The following is a 19,846-nucleotide window of genomic DNA, read 5'->3' on the forward strand; positions in this document are numbered from 1 at the left end:
CTCTGCGCCGAGCGTAAGCGTGACAGTCGTTCACATCTATATATCGAACTGTATATATCTTTGGCTCAGTGTTCGGCCCGGGTTGCCGACAAGAGGGAGGAAAGGGTCACATCCTGATACGAGGCGAGCCGATGAGACTTCCGATGGCCGTACCGCCCGTTGTCGGCTTCGCGGCGCTCTATCTGATCGCCGTCGTGGCCGGCGCGCGCACCACGATGGGGGACTCCGGCGCGCTGATGATCTGGCCCGCCATCGGTGTCGCGGCGATCTGGATGGCGGTGAGCCGGGAGTCGCGATGGCGCTGGGCCGAACTGGCGGCCGTCCCGCTGCTGACCGTGGCGGGTCTGATCGCCGCCGGCACCGGCGTGCCCTCCGCGCTGGCCGAAGCGCCGGCGGCGACGGTCGGGGCACTGGTCTTCACGGTCGCCGCCGGGCGCCGGCTGCCCGGTGACGGCGGCGCCCCGCTGTCGAACCTGCTCGACCTGTGGCGGCTCATGCTCTGCGCCGTCCTCGCCGCGACCGCCGCCACCCTGACGCGCACCGCCGGCGGCCTGCTGCTCGCCGAGACGTGGGCGTTCTCGCCGGCCGCCGTGGCCGCTCTGATCGTTCGCGACGTGGTCGCCGTCCTGGTGTTCGGTTCGGCCACCCTGTTGATCGTCGATCTGGTCCGCGGCCACCGGCACGGGCTCACCGGGCTGCCGACGGCGCGCTGGCTGGAGTGCGGGGCCGTCTTCGCCGTCTCGGCAGCCGCCTACTGGGCCGTGTTCAGCCAGGAGAAGCTGCCGATCGGGTTCGTCCTGATCCCGCTGGCCGTCTGGGCGGCCATCCGGATGCCGACCCCGCTCGTCATCCTGCACGCCGTCGTCTTCAGCTGCGTCGCCCTGAGCTACACCCGGACCGGTCACGGCCCGTACGCGGCGGTGCAGGACACCGATCTCAGCATGCTGCTGATCCAGTTCTACGCCGGCGTCCTCGCCTCCGTCGGCCTCGCCCTCGCCCTCAGCCGCGACGAACGTGACACGCTGATCCAGCGCCTCCAGACCTCCGAGGAGGAGGCGACCGACAAGGCCACGATGATGACCACGGTGGTCAACTCGATGACCGAGGGCCTGGCCATCCTCGACCACACCGGCCGGCTCGTCCTGCGCAACCCGGCCGCCGGCCGTCTCCTCGGCGCCGTGCACACCGTCACCGGCGGGGTGGCCCTCGGCAGCGACCACGGATTCTTCCAGCCCGACGGCACCCCGTTGACCGACGCCGAGTTGCCCCACGTGCGAGCCCTGGCCGGCGAGGAAGCCGCGCCGATGGACATCCTGATCCGCAACAGCGCGGTCCCGGAGGGCCGGGTGGTCCGGTTCAACGTGGCCCGGCTGGCGCTCGGCGCGGGCCCGTCCCACGTGGTGGTGGTCTTCCACGACGTCACCGCCGACCGCCGGCACCGCGACGAGCTGATGTCCTTCGCCGGGCGGGTCGCGCACAACCTGCTCAACCCGCTCACCACGATCGAGGGCTGGTCCGAGGTCCTGGAGCAGGAACTGGCCGGATATCAGCCGGTCGAACGGGTGGAACGGATCCAGCGCGCGGCCGCCCGGATGCGCACGTTCCTGAACGGGCTGCTGTCCTACACCGCCGCCCGCGACGGCAAGCTGATGCCCACCACGGTGAACCTGGCGCTGCTCGTCGGAGACGTCATCAACAGCCGCCTGGACCAGGCCGAGAGCACCGGGGCGGCGCCGCCGTACTTCGAGGTGGGCCGGCTGGACCCGGTCGAGGCGGACCCCGTGCTGCTGCGGCAACTGCTGGAGAACCTGATCGACAACTCGCTGCGGATGATGGGGCCGGGAGTGGGGCCGTACCTGGCGATCTCCTGCCAGCCGGCGCCGAACGGGCTGCTGCGCATCGACATCCTGGACAACAGCGTCGGCATCCCGCCGGGCAAGCGGCACGAGATCTTCACGAACTTCCACCGCGAGAAGGGCTCCGCCTCCAACGGTCTGGAACTGGCGATCTGCAAGCGGATCGTGGAGCGGCACGGCGGGACGATCGAGGCGACCGCCAATCCGTACGCCACCGGCACCCGGATGTCCTTCACCCTGCCGGCGGGACGGTCCGCGTATGCCCGGACCCTCGCCGCCAGCCAATAGAGACGGCTCCTAAGGAACCGCTCCGAGCAGGTCCAGCACGCCGCCGAACAGGGCCGTCGTGCCGGCCTGATCGAGGTGCTGGGCCTGCCAGCCGCGGTCCTGCAGGCCTTGCAGCACCCCGACCACCGTCGTGCGCACGGTCCGCAGCGTCACCGGAGAGAGCAACACCGCCGAGGTGCCGTCGGCGTGCGCGGCGCGGGCCGCGGAACCGAGCGCGACCAGGGCGGCCGCGGCGCCGTTGAGGACCTGGGCGACGTGCAGGCGGTCGCGGTCCAGGTTGAACGCCGCCACGTGGACGGCCAGCCCGAGCGCCGTCATCAGGCGGCCGGTCTCGTCGCCGCTGAGCACCGCCGGCATGGTGGCCGAGTCGTCCTCGGGCGCGGCGATGCCGGTGCAGAATCCGTTGATCAGTTCCTCGGCGACGTCGGCCGGGACCATGTCGAGGCCGGGGGCGCGCCGGCGCAGAGCGGCCTCGATCGCATCCCGGACGACGTAGTCGGGCACCACCTGACGCTGCTCCGCCAGCCGCTGGATGATCACGGCCACGACGTCGTCGACACGCATGGCGCCGGGCTGCTCCATCCCTCCACCCTAGGGGCTACGCGACGGCCGGCGGAGTCACGCGGGCGGTGGCGCCGGTGGGCGTACCGGTCACCGTCATCGTGCCGCGGTGCTCGTCTTCGTGCTCCACGACTGCTCTTCGGCGGGGCGTCGGTCGAGCTGAGCGGAACCGCCGAACTGCCCCGGTTCCGCGCGGCCTGCCCGGCTTCGGCGGCCTAGCCGGCGGCGGCGCGGCGTGCGGTGTACTCGCCGGCGCCGCGCTGGCCCGGGTACGGGATGAGGTTGTCCGGCTGCTCGTCGTAGGCCGGTTCGGCCCAGCGCCGCCCGGTGCTCTCCAGCGGGTCGCTGTCGTACGCCGACCGGCTGTGGAACCGTTGCGCGTACTCCATCATCCCGTCGACGAGACGGTCCACGTCGGCGGCCGGCCGCACCACCAGGCGCATGAACTGGCTGGTCATGCCGAGCTTGTTGCCGCACTCCCGGGTCATGATGCCGTGGTTGGCGACCAGGTAGTCGCGCAGCGCCACACCGGACCACTCACTCGGCAGCTTGACCAGGAAGAAGTTGCCCTGCGAGGGGAAGACCGTCATGCCCTGGATGCGCTGCAGCTCCCGGCCCATCGAGCGGCGGTCCCGGCTGAGCAGGCGCAGGCTCTCCTCGTACTCCATCTCGTGGTCGGAGATCATGTGGACCACCTTCTCCGCGAGGGAGTTCAGGTTCCACTTGGGCAGCATCTTGGCGACCTTCCCGGAGATCGCCGGGTTGGCCAGCATGTAGCCGAACCGGATGCCGTGCAGTCCGAAGTTCTTGCCCAGGCTCTTCAGCACCACCGCGTTCGGGCGGATCACCGCGTCCGGCCCGACCGACGGGTACCGCTCGGCGTCGGAGAAGTCGATGAACGACTCGTCGACCACGACCAGATCCAGGTCGCTGAGCGTGTCCATGAACCGGATCACGTCGCGCCGCGGGATGTAGTGGCCGTCCGGGTTGTTCACGTTGCAGACCACCGCGACCCGGGACTTGCGCTGGCGGATGAACTCCACATACTCCTCGAGGTCGAGGCGGAACCCGTCGCGCTCCTGCAGCGGGAACATGTCCACCCGCTTGCCCGTCTCCATCGGCTGGTCGGTCCACCGGCCGAAGGTCGGGATCGGGATCGCCACGCTCTCCTTGATCAGCAGGTGGTCGATCCAGGTGATCAGCTCGGTCGAGCCGTTCGCCATCGCGACCGTCTGCGGATGCAGGTTGAGCACGCTGGCGAGCTTCTTGGTGATGGTGGCCGAGTCGCTCGGGTAGTACTTGAGGATGCTCTTCAGATCACGCGACAGCTCGTCGAACATCTCCGGGGTCGGGAAGTACGGGTTGCACGGGATGCAGAAGTCGACGATCTCCGCGCCCTCGCCCGCCGCCCGGGCCAGGTCGAAGTACGAAGCGCTGTGCGCCCCCTTGTGCAGGATCGACGTATCGATTCCGGTGCGCGCCACGGTGTCCTCCCGAACCCCTCGGTGATGGTGCCGCCACCGGGTACGGGCGCCGAGACCCGATCGTTCGAGCCTTAATGCGGAGGAAAGGAAGGGCTCCCCGCATCTAATGATCAACTAGCTCGTTCTCTCCGCAGGTGGACGTCACGGAGGGAACTGGAATGCGTGGGTTGATCAGGCTGTTTCTGGCGGGACTGGTGGTTTCCGGGGCGGTGATGACGGCCAGCCCGGCCCACGCCACGACCGGCCGCGGGGTGACCGCGAAAGTCGTCTGGCAGTGGACCGTCGACGACACCGACTACGTGCTGCGGGAGATCACCATCACGCCCGGCGGCAGCACCGGCTGGCACCGGCATCCCGGCCTGGTCTTCGCCAACGTCCGGCGGGGCACCCTGACCCACCTGATGGCCGACTGCGTCACGGTGCGCCGGTACAAGGCCGGGGAGAGCCTGATGGAGGAACCGCAGGAGCCCCGCGCCCACATGGGCGAGAACCGCGGCGGCGAGCCGCTGATCCTGGACGTCGTCTATGCGAGCCCCCAGGGTGTGCCGCTCTCCACAGACGCCGCCGACCCCGGTTGCTGATCATCCCGCCTAGCATGGGGTGACTGACGAGGGGGGCAGCGATGACCGGGTGGCCGACCGCGCCGGCGATCTACGAGATCGGCACCTGGCCGTGGCTGGCCGGGCTGAGCCGGCGCTACGGCCGGCCGGTGACCCTGGGGGACGTGCCCGGCGAAGTGTGGGACGACGTCGCCGCGCCGGGCGTCGACGCGGTCTGGCTGATGGGGGTCTGGGAGCGCAGCCCCGCCGGCCTGGCGGTGGCCCGGCAGAACGCGCCACTGCAGCGGGCCTTCCGGTCGGCGCTGCCCGACCTGGCCGGCGCCGACATCGTCGGCTCGCCGTACTGCGTGCGCCGGTACCGGGCCGACGACGCCCTCGGCGGACCCACCGGCCTGGCCGCCGCCCGCGCCGAACTGAACAGGCGTGGCCTCAAGCTGATCCTCGACTACGTGCCCAACCATGTGGCGCCCGACCATCCGGCGACCGTCGACCACCCGAACTGGTTCATCCAGGGCGCCGAGGCCGACCTGGCCGCCGATCCCACCGGCTGGTTCGAGGCGGCCGGCCGGATCCTCGCCTTCGGCCGCGACCCGTACTTCCCGCCGTGGCCGGACGTCGCCCAGCTCAACGCCTTCGACCCGGGCCTGCGCGAGGCGACCGTCGCCACCCTCGCCTGGATCGGCGACCAGTGCGACGGCGTCCGCTGCGACATGGCGATGCTGGTCACCAACGACATCTTCGCCGGCACCTGGGGCCGGTACGCCGGCGACGTCCCGGCGGACGAGTTCTGGCCGCCGATCATCGAGCGGGTCCGGGCGACGCACCCCGGGCTGGTGCTGATCGCCGAGGCGTACTGGGACACCGAATGGACCCTGCAGCGGCAGGGCTTCGACTTCTGCTACGACAAACGGCTCTACGACCGGCTGGTCCACGAGGACGCCTCATCGGTGCGCAAGCACCTGATCGCCGACCGCGACTACCAGAACGGGCTGCTGCGGTTCGTCGAGAACCACGACGAGCCGCGCGCCGCCGCGACGATGCCCGGTGGTCGCTCCCGCGCCGCCGCCCTCGCCGTCGCCACCCTGCCCGGCGGCACCCTCTGGCACGACGGCCAGTTCGAGGGCCGCCGCACCCACCTGCCGGTCTTCCTCGGCCGCTACCCCGACGAGCCGGCCGATCCCGACCTGCGTTCCTTCCACCGCCGCCTCCTCGCCGTGGCCGCGGGCGTCCGCCGCGGCGAGTGGCAGCTCCTCGACACCCGAGGGTGGCCCGACAACCCCACCCACCGCGACGTCCTCGCCTGGTCCTGGCACCTCGGCGCCACCCGTCACCTGGTCGTCGTCAACTACGGCGACACCCAGGCGCAGGCCCGCGTCGCCCTGCCATGGCCCGGCCTGGCCGGTCGTTCCTGGGAACTCACCGACCTCCTGGACGGCCGCGTCTTCGACCGTGACGGCGACGAGCTGGCCACCGAGGGCCTCTTCGTCGACCTCGCCCCCTGGGCGGGCCACATCCTCACCGTCGAACCCGCCTGACCGGCTCGGCACCCGGCGCCATCGGGGCCCGCGCCCGGCGTCACGGCGCCGCAAGCCGCGGCGAGCGGTGGCGGTCGGGTTCGCGACGGAATTGCCGGAGACTGCCAGAATGGTCGCGAGAACGGCGTGCCGGCGTTGCCCGCGAGGCCCTCGCCGGGAACCGGTCCGTGCCAGACCTGCCCGGGACGCTCCCGCTGGAAACAATCTGCGGCTACCGTCCGGGCATCGAACGAAGGGTAGGCGGGGTGGCCCATGCGGATACTGCTCGTGGAGGACGACCGCCGCGTCGGCGCGGTGATGACCTCGATGTTGCAGCGCCGGGGTTACTCGGTGGAGCACGCCGCCACGGCTACCGCCGCGCTCGAGGCCGCGCCCTGTGACCTGGTGCTTCTCGATCTGAACCTGCCGGACGGCGATGGGCTCGAGGTGTGCCGGGCGCTGCGGGCGCGCAGCGAGCATCTGGGCATCATCGCGGTGACGGCCCGCGGTGAGGAACGTGACCGGGTGACCGGGTTGCGGGTGGGCGCGGACGACTACGTGGTCAAGCCGTTCTCGATGGCCGAGCTGCAGGCGCGGATCGAGGCGCTGCTGCGGCGGACCGTGCGGCAGACGCCGGTCTCCGGTGACATCGTCGAGGTGGGGCCGATCCGCATCGATCCGGCGGCGCGGACCGTGCAGGTGGGCGGGGAGCCGGTTTCGCTGACCCGCAAGGAGTTCGACATCCTCACCTCGCTGGCACGCCAGCCGGGGGTCGCGCTCTCCCGGGAGCGGATCATGCTGGACGTCTGGCAGACCACCTGGTCCGGCAAACACACGCTGGAAGTCCATGTGGCCTCACTGCGCGGCAAACTCGGCGACCCCGGCCTGGTGGAGACCGTCCGCGGAGTGGGCTACCGTTTGCGCGCGTCATGAGAAACGGCGTGCCGAAAGCCGCGGGCAGCGCCGTCGTGGGCGTGACAGCGGGCCGCGAGGCCTGACAACGGCGTGAGGACAGCGGCGTGACAGGGGGCCGGCGTGCGCAGGCGGCTGGTGATCACCTACCTGCTGCTGCTGTTCATGGTGCTGCTCGCCCTGGAGATTCCGCTCGCCGTCACCGTCGCCAGCCGTGAGACCGACCGGGCCGTCGCCGACCGGCTCGCCGACGCGACGCGGTTCGCCTCGCTGGCCGCGCCATCGGTGCGCAGCGGGGATCTGGCCGCGCTGAACGACGAGTTACGCCGTTACCAGGAGCTCTACGGCATCGGCACCCTGCTCGTCGATCAGGACCAGCGGATTCTCAGCGAGTTCGGCGCGTCGCCGGCGAACCGGGCCGCCGCTGTCCGGGGCGCGCTCGCCGGGCACCAGGTGGGATCGCCGGAGACGTTGTGGCCGTGGGTGCGTGACCCCCTGGTCGTGGCGGTGCCGATCAGTGACGGCGGCGCCGTGCTGGGAGTGGTGCTGACCGTCTCGCCGACGGACCGGAGCCGCCGCACGGTGTTCTCGGTCTGGCTGGTGCTGGCGCTCGTGGGGGTGCTGGCGGTGGCGGCCTGCCTGACGACCGCGCACCGGCTGGCCGGCTGGGTGCTGCGGCCGGTGACCCGGCTGGACGCCGCCGCGCACGAGATCGCCGCCGGGGACAGCGCGGCCCGGGTGCAGCCGGGCCTGGGGCCGCCCGAGTTGCGGCGGCTGTCGGCCAGTTTCAACGAGATGGCGGACGCGGTAGCCGAGGCGATGGAGCGGCAGCGTTCGTTCGTCGCGCACGCCAGTCACCAGTTGCGGAACCCGCTGACCGTGCTGCGGCTGCGGATCGAGGACCTGGGCAGCCGGCTGGAGGACGAGGAGCTGCGCGCCGACCACGAGTTCGCCCTGGAGGAGACCGATCGGCTCGCCGACGTGCTCGACGGCCTGCTCGCGCTGGCCCGTGCCGAGCGTGGCCGGCACCGCATCGAGGTCGCCGACGCCACCGCGCTGACGGCCGACCGGGTCAAGGCCTGGCAACCGCTGGCCGTTCGCCGTGACGTCGAGTTGGTCGCCGCACTGCCGGGGGAGCCGGTGCCGGCCCGGCTCGTCGCCACCGCGCTGGACCAGGCGCTGGACGCTCTGATCGACAACGCGCTGAAGTTCACGCCGCCCGGCGGCCGGGTCGAGGTGACCCTGGAGGCCCGCGACGGCGGCGCTGAGGTGACGGTCCGTGACACCGGCCCGGGAATGACCGAGGAGCAGTGCCGGCAGGCCACCGAACGGTTCTGGCGCGCACCGGACGCGCAGAACGTCGACGGCGCCGGCCTCGGCCTGTCCATCGTCACCGTGCTGGTGGAGGCCTCGGGCGGTCGTTTCACCCTGAGCCCCGCCTCGAGCTCGGAGAACGCGGAGAGCAAGGGCCTGGCGGCGACGATCTGGTTCAGGGTTTGACCGAGCGGTAGTACCGCGCCGCCCCCGGATGCAGCGGCACCGGCGACGTGGCGATCGCCGCCCGCAGTTCGAGGCGCTCGGCTGCCGGATGGGCGGCGGCCAGGTCCCCACGGCGTTCCATCAGCAGCCGGGTCAGGTCGTACGCCAGGTCCTCCGGCATCGTCCGCGACACCACGAGCAGGTTCGGCACCGCGATCGTCGCGACCGGCGGCAGCGAGTACGCCGAGGCCGGGACGTCCCGCACCACGTACACGTCGCTGTAGGCCCGGCGCAGGTCACCGGCCCACCTCGCCAGGTCGACGATGCGGATGCCGACGTCGTCGCCGAGCTGTTTGATGCCGGTCACCGGCAGCCCGCCGGAGAAGAAGAAGGCGTCGATCTCGCCGCGTTCCAGCCCGAGGATCGAGTCGTCGAGGCTGAGCTCGCGCCGTTGGACGGCGTCGGGCATGCCGGCGGCGGCGAGGAGGCGGCCCACGGTGACGGTGGTTCCGGAGCCGCGGGCGCCGACCGACACCCTTCTGCCCTTGAGGTCTTCGAGGGTGGAGATCCGGCTGTCCGCGCGGACCACCAGGTGCAGCAGGTCGTCGTAGACCCGGGCGAGCGCGACCAGCGCGGGTGCCGGCTCACCGCCGGTGACGAGCACGTCCGCCTGGGCGAACCCGATCTCGGCGTCGCCACGGGACACGAGTTCCATGTTCTCGGCCGAGGCCGCGGTCGCCAGCACGCTCGCCTCGATGCCCGGCAGTTCCCGCTCGATGAGCTCGCTCATGGCGCTGCCGATGGCGTGGTAGACCGCGGTGGGGCTGCCGGTGGCGATGCGCACACGGCGCTTCTGCGCAGTGCCGCCGCCACACGCTGTGACTGTCAGCATCGCGACCATCCCGGCGAGTGCCGCACGGCGGCTGCTTCGAACGGTCACCTTTGTTTCCCCACGCGGGACGGCCCGGTCCGCGCAAGTTTCCCTCAAGTCTGCGCCGCAGGTGTACCGGCCGAACGGCCGATCAGCCACGGTGTCGGATAACCGCCGGAGGGGAGAAGCCGATGGACCAGACTTCGATACGGACGGTCGTCCTCGCCGACGCGCTCCCGAGCGCGTTCGAGTCGGCCTGCCTGGTGGAGTGTGTGGAACCCACTCGCCCTCAGCGGCAGTCACTGCCCGCGCCGGTCCCGCGAGCCGGGGAGGCGCTGGCCGAGTTCGACCGGGAGGACGCGGCGGATCGACTGGTCTATCTGCTGGAGGGGCTCGGTTGTGAGGCGGCGCGCGAGATCAGGATCGGGGGCGGGCGCCGCCGCTACGAGGTGCATCGCGTACTGGTACCCGAATCGCAGCGCCTCGCAACCAGCCTGATGCTGGCGGCGGCGTGGCGTCAGGGCCGGCAGGCGCTGCTCGGCACCGAGCAACTCGGCGCCTCCTCTCCGCGGCACGTGCAGCGGCTCATCATGGCACAGGCCGCCTGGCGTGCGGCGCTGCTGGCGGCCGGCCAGCGCCGGCGCGGCCATCTGCTCTGGGTGACGCTGCGTGATCAGGAGATCGCTGCGGTGCTGGTGCGGGCGGCCCGGCTGATGGGGGTCACCGCAGAGGTCGCCCGGCGTCCGGGCTGCCTGGTGGTCACCGTCGCCGTGGACGAGGCGGCCGCGCTTCCCGCGACGCCGCCTCGCCTGCGGCTGCGGGCGGGCGCGCTCTGCTGAGACCAGGCGGGGGTACGCCCGGCGCACGGTGCCCCGGGAGCGAGCGCGGCGAGTCAGGTTAGCCTGTCCTTCTTTCGAGAGGGGTGGTGACGCATGCGGGGGATCGGCCCGGCCCGTCGCCGTCCTGACCCGTGCGGGGGCGGGCGGCGCGCCCGCTACCCCGGCCGCCCTCACGCACATCGGCACTCGTCTATGGAAGAATCCTCCCGCGGTGCGCCCGGCCGGGTTCATCCGGCCGTCCCGGGCGCCCCTGCCGGCGCCGGCATCCGGCTCGCCGGCCGGACGGACACCGTCCTGACCAGCTCGCCGCGTCCGGAAAGCAGGCCATGACCGTTCTGAGACGGGCCCTCCAGCGCCAGCGGCGCCGGATCGTGGCCGGAGTGGCGCTGCTCTGCCTGCACCAGACCGCCGAGGCACTCGTGCCGGTCGCGATCGGCCTGATCATCGACCGGGCGGTCGCGACCTCGGACACCGGCGCCCTGCTGATCTCCCTCGCCGCGCTGGCCGTGCTGTTCACCGTGCTCGCGTTCGCCTGGCGGATGGGCGCGCGGCTCGGCAACGCGGCCGGTGAGCACGAGGCCCACCTGATGCGGGTGGAGATCGCCGGCCGGGCCCTCGACCCGCGCGGGCAGCGCTCCGGCCTGCGGGACGGGGAACTGCTGTCGGTCACCGCCTCGGACACCGAGCAGGCGGCGGAGGTGGTGCGCGCGGGCGCGCTGACGATGGCGGCCGGCACGGCGCTCACGGTGGCCGCGGTGGCGCTCATCGTCGTGGAGCCGCTTCTCGGCCTCGGCGTGCTCCTCGGCGTACCCCTGGTGGTTTTGGGTCTGCAGTCGCTGGCGCCGATGATGAGCCGCCGCAGTGAGGCCCAGCAGGCGGCCCTGGCCGCCACCACCGCCCTGGCCGTGGATCTCGTGAGCGGCCTGCGGGTGTTGCGCGGCCTCGGCGCGCAACACCACGCGGCACGCCGCTACGCCGCCGCGAGCGGTCGAGCGCTGACCGACACGCTGCGGGCCGCCGACACGAAAGGGCTGCATCTCGGCCTGACCACCACGGTGAACGGGCTGCTGCTCGCGTTGATCACCGGGGTCGCGGGCTGGTTCGCGCTGCAGGGCCGGATCACCGTGGGTGAGCTGGTCGCGGTGGTCGGGCTGGCGCAGTTCATCGCCGAGCCGGTGCAGTTGCTCGGTTTCTGCGTGCGGAAGTGGGCCTCGGCGAAGGCTTCAGGCCGGCGGGTCGCCCGGGTGCTGGAGGCGGCGCCGATGGTGGATCCGGGCACGGCCGGCACGCCGGTTCCGGCGCCGTCGCGGGTCGCCCTCGACCGGATCGGGTACGGCGGACTCGACGGCCTCTGTCTGCGGCTGGAGGCCGGGGAGATGCTGGCCGTGCTCGCCGTCTCGCCCCGGGACGCCGGCGAGCTGCTGGCCCTGCTCGCCGCGACGGTGTCCCGTGCGGACTACCGCGGGACCCTCCACATCGACGGCGTGCCCCTGGAGGAGCTGACGCTGGAGGCGGCCCGCGGTGTGGTGCTGGTGGAGCAGCACGACGTCACCCTGTTCGCCGGAACGCTGCGGCAGAACATCGACACCTCGGGGGACCTGCCCGACTCCGCCGTGCTGACCGCCGCCGAGGCGGCCGCCGCCGAGGACGTGCTGACCGCCGGGCTCGACCACGAGCTCGTCGAGCGCGGCGCGAACCTCTCCGGCGGCCAGCGGCAGCGGATCGCGCTGGCCCGGGCCCTGGCCGCGGACCCGCCGGTGCTGGTGCTGCACGACCCGACGACGGCGGTCGACGCGGTCACCGAAGGGCTCATCGCCGACCGGCTCGCCGGCGCCCGGAAGGGGCCGGAGCGGGCCACCCTGGTGGTCACCAGCAGCCCCGCGCTGCTGCGGGCCGCGCACCGGGTGGCGGTGCTGGACGGCGGCCGGGTCGTCGCCGAGGGAACCCATGACCGGCTCGTCGCGACCGACGAGCGTTACCGTGCGGCGGTGCTCCGATGAGTGACCTCCTTCCCGTCGCCGGGACCCGGCAGACCTGGCGGGCCTTCGGCGCCGAGTTCGCGAAGCTGCCCCGCCTCAGCGCCGTCGCGGCGGCGCTGCTGGTCGGATCGGCGGCCGCCGGCCTGGTGGCGCCATGGGTGCTGGGCCGCCTGGTCGACGACGTGATCGCCGGCGCCGGCGCCGGCCGGGTGCTGACCCACGCCGCGGTGATCGCGTCGGCCGCGATCGTCGGCGGGCTGCTGACCGCGGCCGGCGCGGCGGTGGCCGCGCGGCTCGGCGAGACCGTGGTGGCCCGGCTCCGCGAGCGGGTCCTGGACCGGGCGCTGCACCTGCCGTCGGCCACCCTGGAGCGCACCGGCACCGGTGACCTGGTGGCCCGGGCCGGCGACGACGTGGCGCTGGTCGCGAACGCTCTCAACGGCAGCGGCCCGGTCCTGGCCGGCTCACTGCTGTCGGTGGTGCTGACCGTCGCCGGGCTGTTCGCGCTGGACTGGCGGCTCGGGCTGGCCGGGCTGGCCGCCGTGCCCGGGTATGTGCTGGCCCTGCACTGGTATCTGCCCCGGTCGGCGCCCTACTACGCGCGGGAGCGGATCGCGGCGGGGGAGCGGGCACAGGCGATGGCGGGGGCGCTGCACGGGGCGGCGACGGTCCGGGCGTACCGGATCGAGCCGGCCCACGTGAGCCGGATCGCGGACCGTTCGGCCGCCGCCCGGGACCTGTCCCTGGAGGTGTTCCGGCTCTACACCCGGTTCAGCTCGCGGATGAACCGGGCCGAATACCTGGGACTCGCCGCGGTCCTGATCGCCGGGTTCCTGCTGGTCCGTCACAACCTCGCGACGGTGGGCGCGGCCACGTCGGCGGCGCTCTACTTCCACCGGCTGTTCAACCCGATCGGCGTCCTGCTCATGGAGTCGGACACGGTGATGCAGGTCAACGCCGCCCTGGCCCGCATGATCGGCGTGGCGACGCTGCCCGTGCCCGCCGCGCTGGCGGACGTCGCCGAGCCGGCCGACAGCGGTCTCGAAGTGGTGGTGACCGAGCACCACTACGACGGCGGGCCGACGGTGCTGGCCGATGTGACGCTGCGAATCGCGCCCGGTGAGCGGGTGGCGCTGGTCGGGGCCAGCGGGGCCGGCAAGACCACCCTCGCCGCCATCGCGGCCGGCATCATCGCGCCGGCCGCCGGCACGGTACGGCTCGGCGGCGTACCCCTGACCGATCTCGGTGAGGAGCGGACCCGCCGCCGGATCGCCCTGGTCAGCCAGGAGGTCCATGTCTTCGCCGGGCCGCTCGCCGAGGATCTGCGGCTGGTCCGCCCGTCGGCGACCGACGCCGAGATCGCCGAGGCGCTGGACCGGGCCGGCGCGACCGGCTGGCTCGGCGCCCTGCCGGACGGGCTGGACACCGAGGTCGGCGAGGGCGGTCACCGGCTCACCGCCGCCCAGGCGCAGCAGTTGGCCCTGGCCCGGCTGCTGCTCGCCGGCCCGGCGGTGGCAGTGCTGGACGAGGCCACCGCGGAGGCCGGCAGCGCGGGCGCCCGAGAGCTCGACCGCGCCGCGGCGGCCGCCACCGAGGGCCGGACCACGCTGATCGTCGCGCACCGGCTGACCCAGGCGGCCGGCGCCGACCGGATCCTGGTGCTGGACCACGGGCGGGTGGCGGAGGAGGGCACGCACGAGGAGTTGCTGCGCGCTGACGGCAGATACGCCCGTCTCTGGACTGCCTGGAGCCCTTAGGTTAGGTTTGCCTAACTATGGCGACGTTCAAACTCCGTAAGCCGGTCGATCCCCACGTTCTGCTCCTCGAGGTGACCAAGAGCGAGCGGATCTCGCCGAACGTGGTCCGCGTGACCCTCGGCGGCGACGGGCTCGACCGGTTCACCCCGCTCGGCTTCGACCAGTGGTTCCGGCTCTTCCTGCCCCGCCCCGGCCAGGACACCCTCAAGCTGCCGACCCGCACCTCCGGCATGCTGTGGTACGCGCAGTACCTGGCCACCGCCAAGCCGAAGCGGCCCTACGTGCGCAACTACACGGTTCGCGCGTACCGGCCGGACGGTCTCGACGTCGACTTCGTCGTGCACGTGGACGCCGACGGGCACAGCGGCCCGGCCAGCGCGTTCGCCCTCGCCGCCAACCCCGGTGACCAGGCCGGTCTGCTCGACCAGGGCGTCGGCTACAACCCGCGGGCCGAGCACGACTGGACCCTGCTGGTCGCCGACGAGACCGGCCTGCCCGCGGTGGCCGGCGTCTGCGAGTCGCTTCCCGAGGACGCCAAAGGTGTGGCGATCGTCGAGGTGCCGACATCGGAGGACCGGCAGGATTTCCGGGTGCCGCCGGGCGTCGACCTGCGCTGGGTGGCCCGCGACGGCGACGACGGGGTGCCCGGCCGGTTGGCGCTGGCGGCCCTGCGGGCGGCGCAACTGCCCGCCGGATCGGTGTACGCCTACCTCGTCGGCGAGTCCGCGCTGGTCACCGGCGGCCGTCGGCACCTGGTCGAGGAGCGGAACGTGCCGAAGAACAACATCGACTTCATCGGCTACTGGCGGCACGGCCACGCCGCCATGTGACCGTCGCGCGCTGGCCCTCCGTCCTGCTGCCCCTCAATCCCGCTACCCCTCAGTGCCGCTGCCCCCGTCTCGCTGCCGCACCGTGCCGGTGTGGCCGGGACGGGTTCGGGCCTCACCGGGGCAGCGTCACGGTGAACCGGGTGCCGCCGCCCGGCCCGGGCGCCGCCGTGATCGTCCCGCGGTGCGCCTCGACGATCGCCTTGGTGACCGCGAGCCCCAGCCCGGTGCCCTTGATCTTGCGGTCGACGGCGGTGCTGGCCCGGAAGAAGCGGGTGAAGAGCTGCGGATACTGCTCGGCGGGGATGCCGATGCCGGTGTCCGTCACGTCGATCGTCACCGTCTCGTGGTCGGCGTACGCGCTGACCGTCACGGTGCCACCCGTCGGCGTGTACTTGATCGCGTTGGAGAGCAGGTTGTCCAGCACCTGTCGCAGCCGCGCCGACTCCCCGGACACCTCCGGCAGCGCGCCGATCTCGGTGACCAGCGTGACCGCCGCGGTGAGCCGGTGCTCCTCGACGGCCTGGCACAGCAGCCGGTCCAGGCGCAGCGGCCGCTGGTCGAGCAGGGCCGGCCCGCTCTCGAACCGGGCCAGGTCGAGCAGGTCATCGACCAGGTGCACCAGGTGGGCGCTGGTGCGTTCGATGGCGGCCAGTTCGGTCCGGCTGGCGAACTCCGGCTCCTCCAGCAGCGAGTCGGTGTAGGCGGCGATGATCGCCAGCGGGTTGCGCATCTCGTGGCTGACCACCGCGACCAGTTCGTCCTTCATCCGGTCCAGATCCTGCAGGCGGCGTACCTGCTCCTGCTCCCGCGCCAGCAGCGCCTCCCGCCGGTCGGCCAGTTCGCGCCGTTCGGTGACGTTGGTGGTGATCCCGTCGACGTAGAGGACGCCGTCCTCGTCGCGCGGGAACCCGCGGCACCAGACCCACCGGATGACGCCGTCGTAACCGATCACCCGGCACTCGAACTCGGCTGGCCGCCCGGCCGTCAGCTCGTCGCCGTAGTGCCGCAACTGCGGCCGGTCCTCCGGAACGATGCGTTCGGCCATCATGGTGGGCAGGGTCTCGCCGGGGGGCAGGGGACCGCCGAAGACGTTGTCCCCGCCGGGGCTGATGTAGACCACGTGCAGGTTGTCCGGTGGTTCGAACCGCACGCTCCAGACGCAGTCGTTGACCAGCTCGACGACTCGGCTGAAGTCGCGGCGGGCGGCGGCCAGGGCCAGCGTCAGGTCCTCGGCGCGGCGGCGTTCCACGAACCGGCCGATCCGGGCCGCGATGTCACGCAGCATCGCCAGGATGTCGTCGTCGCGGGTCACCCCGGTGTCGATGAAGAACGCCAGCACACCGGCCACCCCCGGTCCGCTGTGCACCGGCATGCCGATCGCGGCACGCAGCCCGAGCCGGTGCCCGAGCGGCAGCCGGCCCGGTTCGGTCAGTTCGTGCGGCAGGTCGTTGCTCCAGATGTCGGTGCCGCTCTTCCACACCGCTCCGGGCAGCCCCTGGCCGATGCCGAACGACAGCGGCTCACCGGAGGTGAACTCGGCCAGGGCGGTGTCCGGCCGGCTCCAGGAGCTGACCCGGACGATCTGGTTCTGCTCCTCGTCGACCTCCCAGTACTCGGCGCACGCCCAGCACAGCTCGGTGGCGACGGCGGTGACCGCCGCGACGGCGGCGTCGCGGGCCGAGACCGCCTCGGCGAGCGCCTGGACGACCGCGAGCCGGCAGCGCCGCAACATCTCGGCCCGGTGCGTCTCGGTGATCTCGTGCATGGCGACGACCGCGCCGAGGCGCCGCCCGTCGGGAGTGTCGATCGGCCGGGCGTTGGCCAGGAAGCGGCGGGGCGGCCGGCCCGGCGGGCACACCATCATCTCCTCGTGCTGGACGGCCTCGCCGGCGTAGGCGCGGGCCAGTGGCAGCCGCTCCGGATCGAACGGGGTGCACCCGTCGGGCTCGTACAGGTGGTAGGTTCGGCTCCACTCACTCGGGCCGACCGGCCGCTGCCCGAGCCCGTGGATCTCCCGCATCGCCGGGTTGAATTGGGCCAGCCGCCCGTCGCCGCCGCATGCCGCCACCCCGGTGTCCAGGCTGTTCAGCAGCGCCTGCAGGAACGCCCGCTCCTGCCGCAACTCGCTGCGGGCGGTGGTCCGCGCGGTGATGTCGTGCAGGAACGCATGGAATGCCGGCCCGGCCGGCTCGTACTGCACCTGGATGGTCATCTCGATCGGGAACTCGCGGCCGCTCCGATCGACCGCGGTCAGCTCCAGCCGGCGCCCGGCCAACTGGGAGACCCCGGTCCGGCGTACCCGGGCCATGCCCTGCTCGTGTGCCTGGCGCAGCCGCGGCGGGATCATCAGCTCGGTGGCCCGGCGGCCCACCACCTCGTGGGCCGCCCAGCCGAACAGGTGCTCGGCCGCCCGGTTCCAGGCGGTGATCCGGCCGCCGCAGTCCATCGACACGTAGGCGTCGTGCGCGCCGTCCAGCACCGCCCGGAGCTGTGACGCGGCCCGCAACGCCTCGTCACGCTCGGCCCGCAGTGTGCTCTCCGGCGCGGAGATCAGATCGTTGTTCTGCACCATCACTGAGACCGTTCGGCAACCCGGGGCCACCACTGAGCCGCCGGTCTCCGTCCTGCCCTGCTCCCGCCGTGCCCGGCCCCGCCGTGCCCGGCCCCGCCGTGCCCGGCCCCGCCGTGGCCGGCCCGGTGGGACGGACAGCCCCGTCCCGGTCGTGGGGTGCTCCGGAGATCTGACACCCACTGCGGGTGTCGCTCACACCCGCAGTGGGTGTCAATGATCGGTAGGAGGTATAGCCCGGCGGCATCCCATCCGGGACTGCGACTCACCGCTCGCGATCTGAGCTGTGGTGGCTCGTCGACCGGCCGTGCCGGGTGGATGTCAGCGGTACATGTGGTCGGGCAGCCGGCCCACGATCCAGCCATAGAGCAGCGTGAAACCCACGCCTACCAGCACCGCTGTCCATGAGCCCGCACCGGCGAACACCACGGCGCCGCCCACCACGACGCCGAGCAGCCGCATGTCCCTGACATGACCGGCGCGCTGCTCAGCCCGCGTCTCCCGCTCGCGTGGCCGCCCCGAGGCATCGCCACCCGACTCGGCGTTGATCACGACCTCCTACCTCTCCGCAACAGTCGGCCTGGGCGTCCGAGTGTCCCGAGGCCGGATGTCCCTATCGTATGGGTGGCAGTCGTCCCGGGTCGGCCCCGTGTCCACTGAGGCCCGTTGCTACTTGCAGCCGATCGGCTACTTGCAGCCGATCGCGTCCTCGTACCCGACGTTCTTGCCCTTGGTGACGCCCTCGGCGGTCTCCCAGAAGACCTCCGGCCAGTCGCCTTCGGCCTCCATCTCCTTCAGGATCTTCCAGTTGCGGCTGCTGAGCAGCGCATCGGTGGCCTTCTTGACGGCGGCGGCGTCGCCGGCCTTCTTCGCGCGGTTCCACTCGGTGATCCATCCGCAGCCCACCAGGCTGGTGACCTCGGCGCCGAAGTGGTAGCGCTCGTTGGTGCCGAGGCCGTCAAGTGCGCTCTTGTCGAACCCGGGCGGCAGCGGGATGTCGGCCAGCACCTTGGCGGCCTGGTCCTGCACCTTCTCCGGCGTGACGATGTCGGCCGGCAGCGCGGCCAGCCAGGTACGCACGTCGGCCCGGATGATGCGGTCCAGGATCCGGTCGAACTCCGCCCGCGTCCACTTGCCGCCGGTGCGCAGCTCGACGTAGGACGACTCGCGCGGCGGGAGGAGCGCCGCGAAGTCGGTGCCGCTGTAGGTGATCAGGTCGCCCGTCGCACCGGCCACCTTCACCGGCTCCGGCTTGCTGACCTCCAGCCGGTCCTTGCGGAAGCCGGCGTAATGCTTGGCCGGGTACCAGTTCATCTCCAGCTGCAGCTCGCCCTTGGTGAAGGCGATGGTGCCCTCGTCCTTGGCGAACCCGTAGACGGTGGTCGCCTTCCAGCCCGGCTCGTCGATGAGCAGCCGCGGGTTGGCTTCGGCCGCCTTGAGCACCATGGCGGGGTACGCCTGCTCGGTGGCGGACGAGCCCGGCACGGGGGCGGCCTGGACGTCGACGGAGTCGTTCTTCAGGGCCGAAACGGCGACGGCGCCGGCCAGGACGGAGGCCGCGACGCCCGTCCCGACGAGCCCGCCCAGAATGCCGCGACGTGTGCGGGAACGCCGGCCCGGGGCTTCGGCGACGCTCTTCAGAGTCGGCTCAGACATGATCTCCTCCAGGAGGCTTTGTGCGGGCCCGTCGAGGTCGCCGATGATGCCGGGTCGGTAGATGTCGGCGTTGCGAATCCTCTGGTCGAGGTTCTCGTCAGTCATCGGGCCTCCTTCGGGGTGCGTGTGGCCATGACGTCGAATACATGTCCGCGTGTACCGAGATCGTGACCGAGAAGATTGCGCATCCTGGTGCGGGCCCGCGACAGCCTGGTCCGGACCACCGTCGAATCGAGCTCCAGGACCGCCGCCGCCTCGCGCGGCTCCAGCCCCTCCCAGAAGGTCAGCATCAGCACCTCCCGGTCCAGATCGCCCAGCTTGGCCAGCGCGTCACGAATAGTCAGACGCTGCGGCACCTCGTTGCCCGGGTCCACCGAGACGGCGGCCCGCAGTCGTTGCCGTAGCCGCTCACCCAACCGCTCCCGGCGCACCCCGCCGCGATGATGGTTGGACAGCACCCGGCGGGCGACGCCGTACAGCCACAGCCGGGCCTCGTCGCCGGGTGGGATCTCATCGACGCGCCGCCAAGCGACCAGGAACGTCTCGGCCACGACATCGGCCGCGTCCTCATTCTCGTCGACACGTCGCATGGCGTAGGCCAGCAGCGGCTCGAAGTTGTCCGCGTAGACGCGCCGGAATCGGGTTTCGTGCTCGGTTCCGGAACTCACGTCTTCTCCATGTCCGGTCGAGC

Annotated in this window: 16 protein-coding genes; 9 read left to right on the forward strand and 7 right to left on the reverse strand. The window is 72.2% G+C overall.

Annotated features, from left to right (window positions below):
• The first annotated feature begins 131 nt into the window (after positions 1 to 131).
• On the forward strand, positions 132 to 2,144 hold the full coding sequence (locus tag QLQ12_RS28345; RefSeq protein WP_282763597.1) for an ATP-binding protein: 2,013 nt from the start codon (positions 132 to 134) through the stop codon (positions 2,142 to 2,144).
• Positions 2,145 to 2,153: 9 nt separating this feature from the next.
• On the opposite strand, the gene QLQ12_RS28350 is transcribed toward QLQ12_RS28345, so the two are convergent.
• On the reverse strand, positions 2,154 to 2,726 hold the full coding sequence (locus QLQ12_RS28350) for a hypothetical protein (protein WP_282763598.1): 573 nt from the start codon (positions 2,724 to 2,726) through the stop codon (positions 2,154 to 2,156).
• A gap of 194 nt (positions 2,727 to 2,920) precedes the next feature.
• A complete protein-coding gene (locus tag QLQ12_RS28355; protein WP_282763599.1) occupies positions 2,921 to 4,189 on the reverse strand; it encodes a pyridoxal phosphate-dependent aminotransferase in 1,269 nt (422 codons plus the stop codon).
• 158 nt (positions 4,190 to 4,347) lie between these two features.
• On the opposite strand from QLQ12_RS28355, the gene QLQ12_RS28360 reads away from it, so the two are divergent.
• The 4 genes from QLQ12_RS28360 (at position 4,348) to QLQ12_RS28375 (ending at position 8,675) form a co-directional block, all read left to right on the forward strand.
• Entirely contained in the window at positions 4,348 to 4,770 is a 423-nt protein-coding gene (locus tag QLQ12_RS28360) for a cupin domain-containing protein (protein WP_282763600.1), read from the forward strand.
• Positions 4,771 to 4,811: 41 nt separating this feature from the next.
• Positions 4,812 to 6,284: an alpha-amylase family protein gene (locus QLQ12_RS28365; protein WP_282763601.1), complete on the forward strand. Its 1,473-nt coding sequence runs from the start codon at positions 4,812 to 4,814 to the stop codon at positions 6,282 to 6,284.
• A gap of 252 nt (positions 6,285 to 6,536) precedes the next feature.
• On the forward strand, positions 6,537 to 7,196 hold the full coding sequence (locus QLQ12_RS28370) for a response regulator transcription factor (RefSeq protein WP_282763602.1): 660 nt from the start codon (positions 6,537 to 6,539) through the stop codon (positions 7,194 to 7,196).
• A gap of 102 nt (positions 7,197 to 7,298) precedes the next feature.
• Positions 7,299 to 8,675: a sensor histidine kinase gene (locus tag QLQ12_RS28375; RefSeq protein ID WP_282763603.1), complete on the forward strand. Its 1,377-nt coding sequence runs from the start codon at positions 7,299 to 7,301 to the stop codon at positions 8,673 to 8,675.
• On the opposite strand, the gene QLQ12_RS28380 is transcribed toward QLQ12_RS28375, so the two are convergent.
• Complete coding sequence (locus QLQ12_RS28380) at positions 8,665 to 9,555, reverse strand: TAXI family TRAP transporter solute-binding subunit (RefSeq protein ID WP_282763688.1); 891 nt, start codon at positions 9,553 to 9,555, stop codon at positions 8,665 to 8,667. The two genes, QLQ12_RS28375 and QLQ12_RS28380, sit on opposite strands and share 11 nt — an antisense overlap.
• A 161-nt stretch (positions 9,556 to 9,716) precedes the next feature.
• On the opposite strand from QLQ12_RS28380, the gene QLQ12_RS28385 reads away from it, so the two are divergent.
• The 4 genes from QLQ12_RS28385 to QLQ12_RS28400 all read left to right on the forward strand — a co-directional run bounded on the left by QLQ12_RS28385 (position 9,717) and on the right by QLQ12_RS28400 (position 14,930).
• The gene (locus QLQ12_RS28385; RefSeq protein ID WP_282763604.1) at positions 9,717 to 10,364 is read left to right on the forward strand and encodes a hypothetical protein; all 648 of its coding nucleotides are present in this window, start codon (positions 9,717 to 9,719) and stop codon (positions 10,362 to 10,364) included.
• A gap of 326 nt (positions 10,365 to 10,690) precedes the next feature.
• Entirely contained in the window at positions 10,691 to 12,364 is a 1,674-nt protein-coding gene (locus tag QLQ12_RS28390; RefSeq protein WP_282763605.1) for an ABC transporter transmembrane domain-containing protein, read from the forward strand.
• Complete coding sequence (locus tag QLQ12_RS28395) at positions 12,361 to 14,100, forward strand: ABC transporter ATP-binding protein (protein ID WP_282763606.1); 1,740 nt, start codon at positions 12,361 to 12,363, stop codon at positions 14,098 to 14,100. Before QLQ12_RS28390 ends, QLQ12_RS28395 begins: the two co-directional genes overlap by 4 nt.
• 17 nt (positions 14,101 to 14,117) lie before the next feature.
• Positions 14,118 to 14,930, forward strand: a complete 813-nt coding sequence (locus QLQ12_RS28400) for a siderophore-interacting protein (protein ID WP_282763607.1) — start codon at positions 14,118 to 14,120, stop codon at positions 14,928 to 14,930.
• Positions 14,931 to 15,042: 112 nt separating this feature from the next.
• Here the strand turns inward: QLQ12_RS28400 and QLQ12_RS28405 are convergent, their stop codons facing one another.
• From QLQ12_RS28405 to QLQ12_RS28420, 4 genes are all read right to left on the reverse strand, one after another.
• Positions 15,043 to 17,502, reverse strand: a complete 2,460-nt coding sequence (locus QLQ12_RS28405; protein ID WP_282763608.1) for an ATP-binding protein — start codon at positions 17,500 to 17,502, stop codon at positions 15,043 to 15,045.
• A gap of 318 nt (positions 17,503 to 17,820) precedes the next feature.
• Entirely contained in the window at positions 17,821 to 18,051 is a 231-nt protein-coding gene (locus QLQ12_RS28410; RefSeq protein WP_282763609.1) for a hypothetical protein, read from the reverse strand.
• Positions 18,052 to 18,186: 135 nt separating this feature from the next.
• Positions 18,187 to 19,260 (reverse strand): hypothetical protein, encoded by a 1,074-nt coding sequence (locus QLQ12_RS28415; protein ID WP_282763610.1) that lies wholly within the window; start codon positions 19,258 to 19,260, stop codon positions 18,187 to 18,189.
• Complete coding sequence (locus tag QLQ12_RS28420) at positions 19,257 to 19,823, reverse strand: RNA polymerase sigma factor (protein WP_282763611.1); 567 nt, start codon at positions 19,821 to 19,823, stop codon at positions 19,257 to 19,259. The genes QLQ12_RS28415 and QLQ12_RS28420 overlap by 4 nt, the downstream gene beginning before the upstream one ends.
• Between the last annotated feature and the right edge of the window lie 23 nt (positions 19,824 to 19,846).

It is taken from the genome of Actinoplanes sandaracinus (assembly GCF_030009775.1).
Classification (GTDB): domain Bacteria; phylum Actinomycetota; class Actinomycetes; order Mycobacteriales; family Micromonosporaceae; genus Actinoplanes; species Actinoplanes sandaracinus.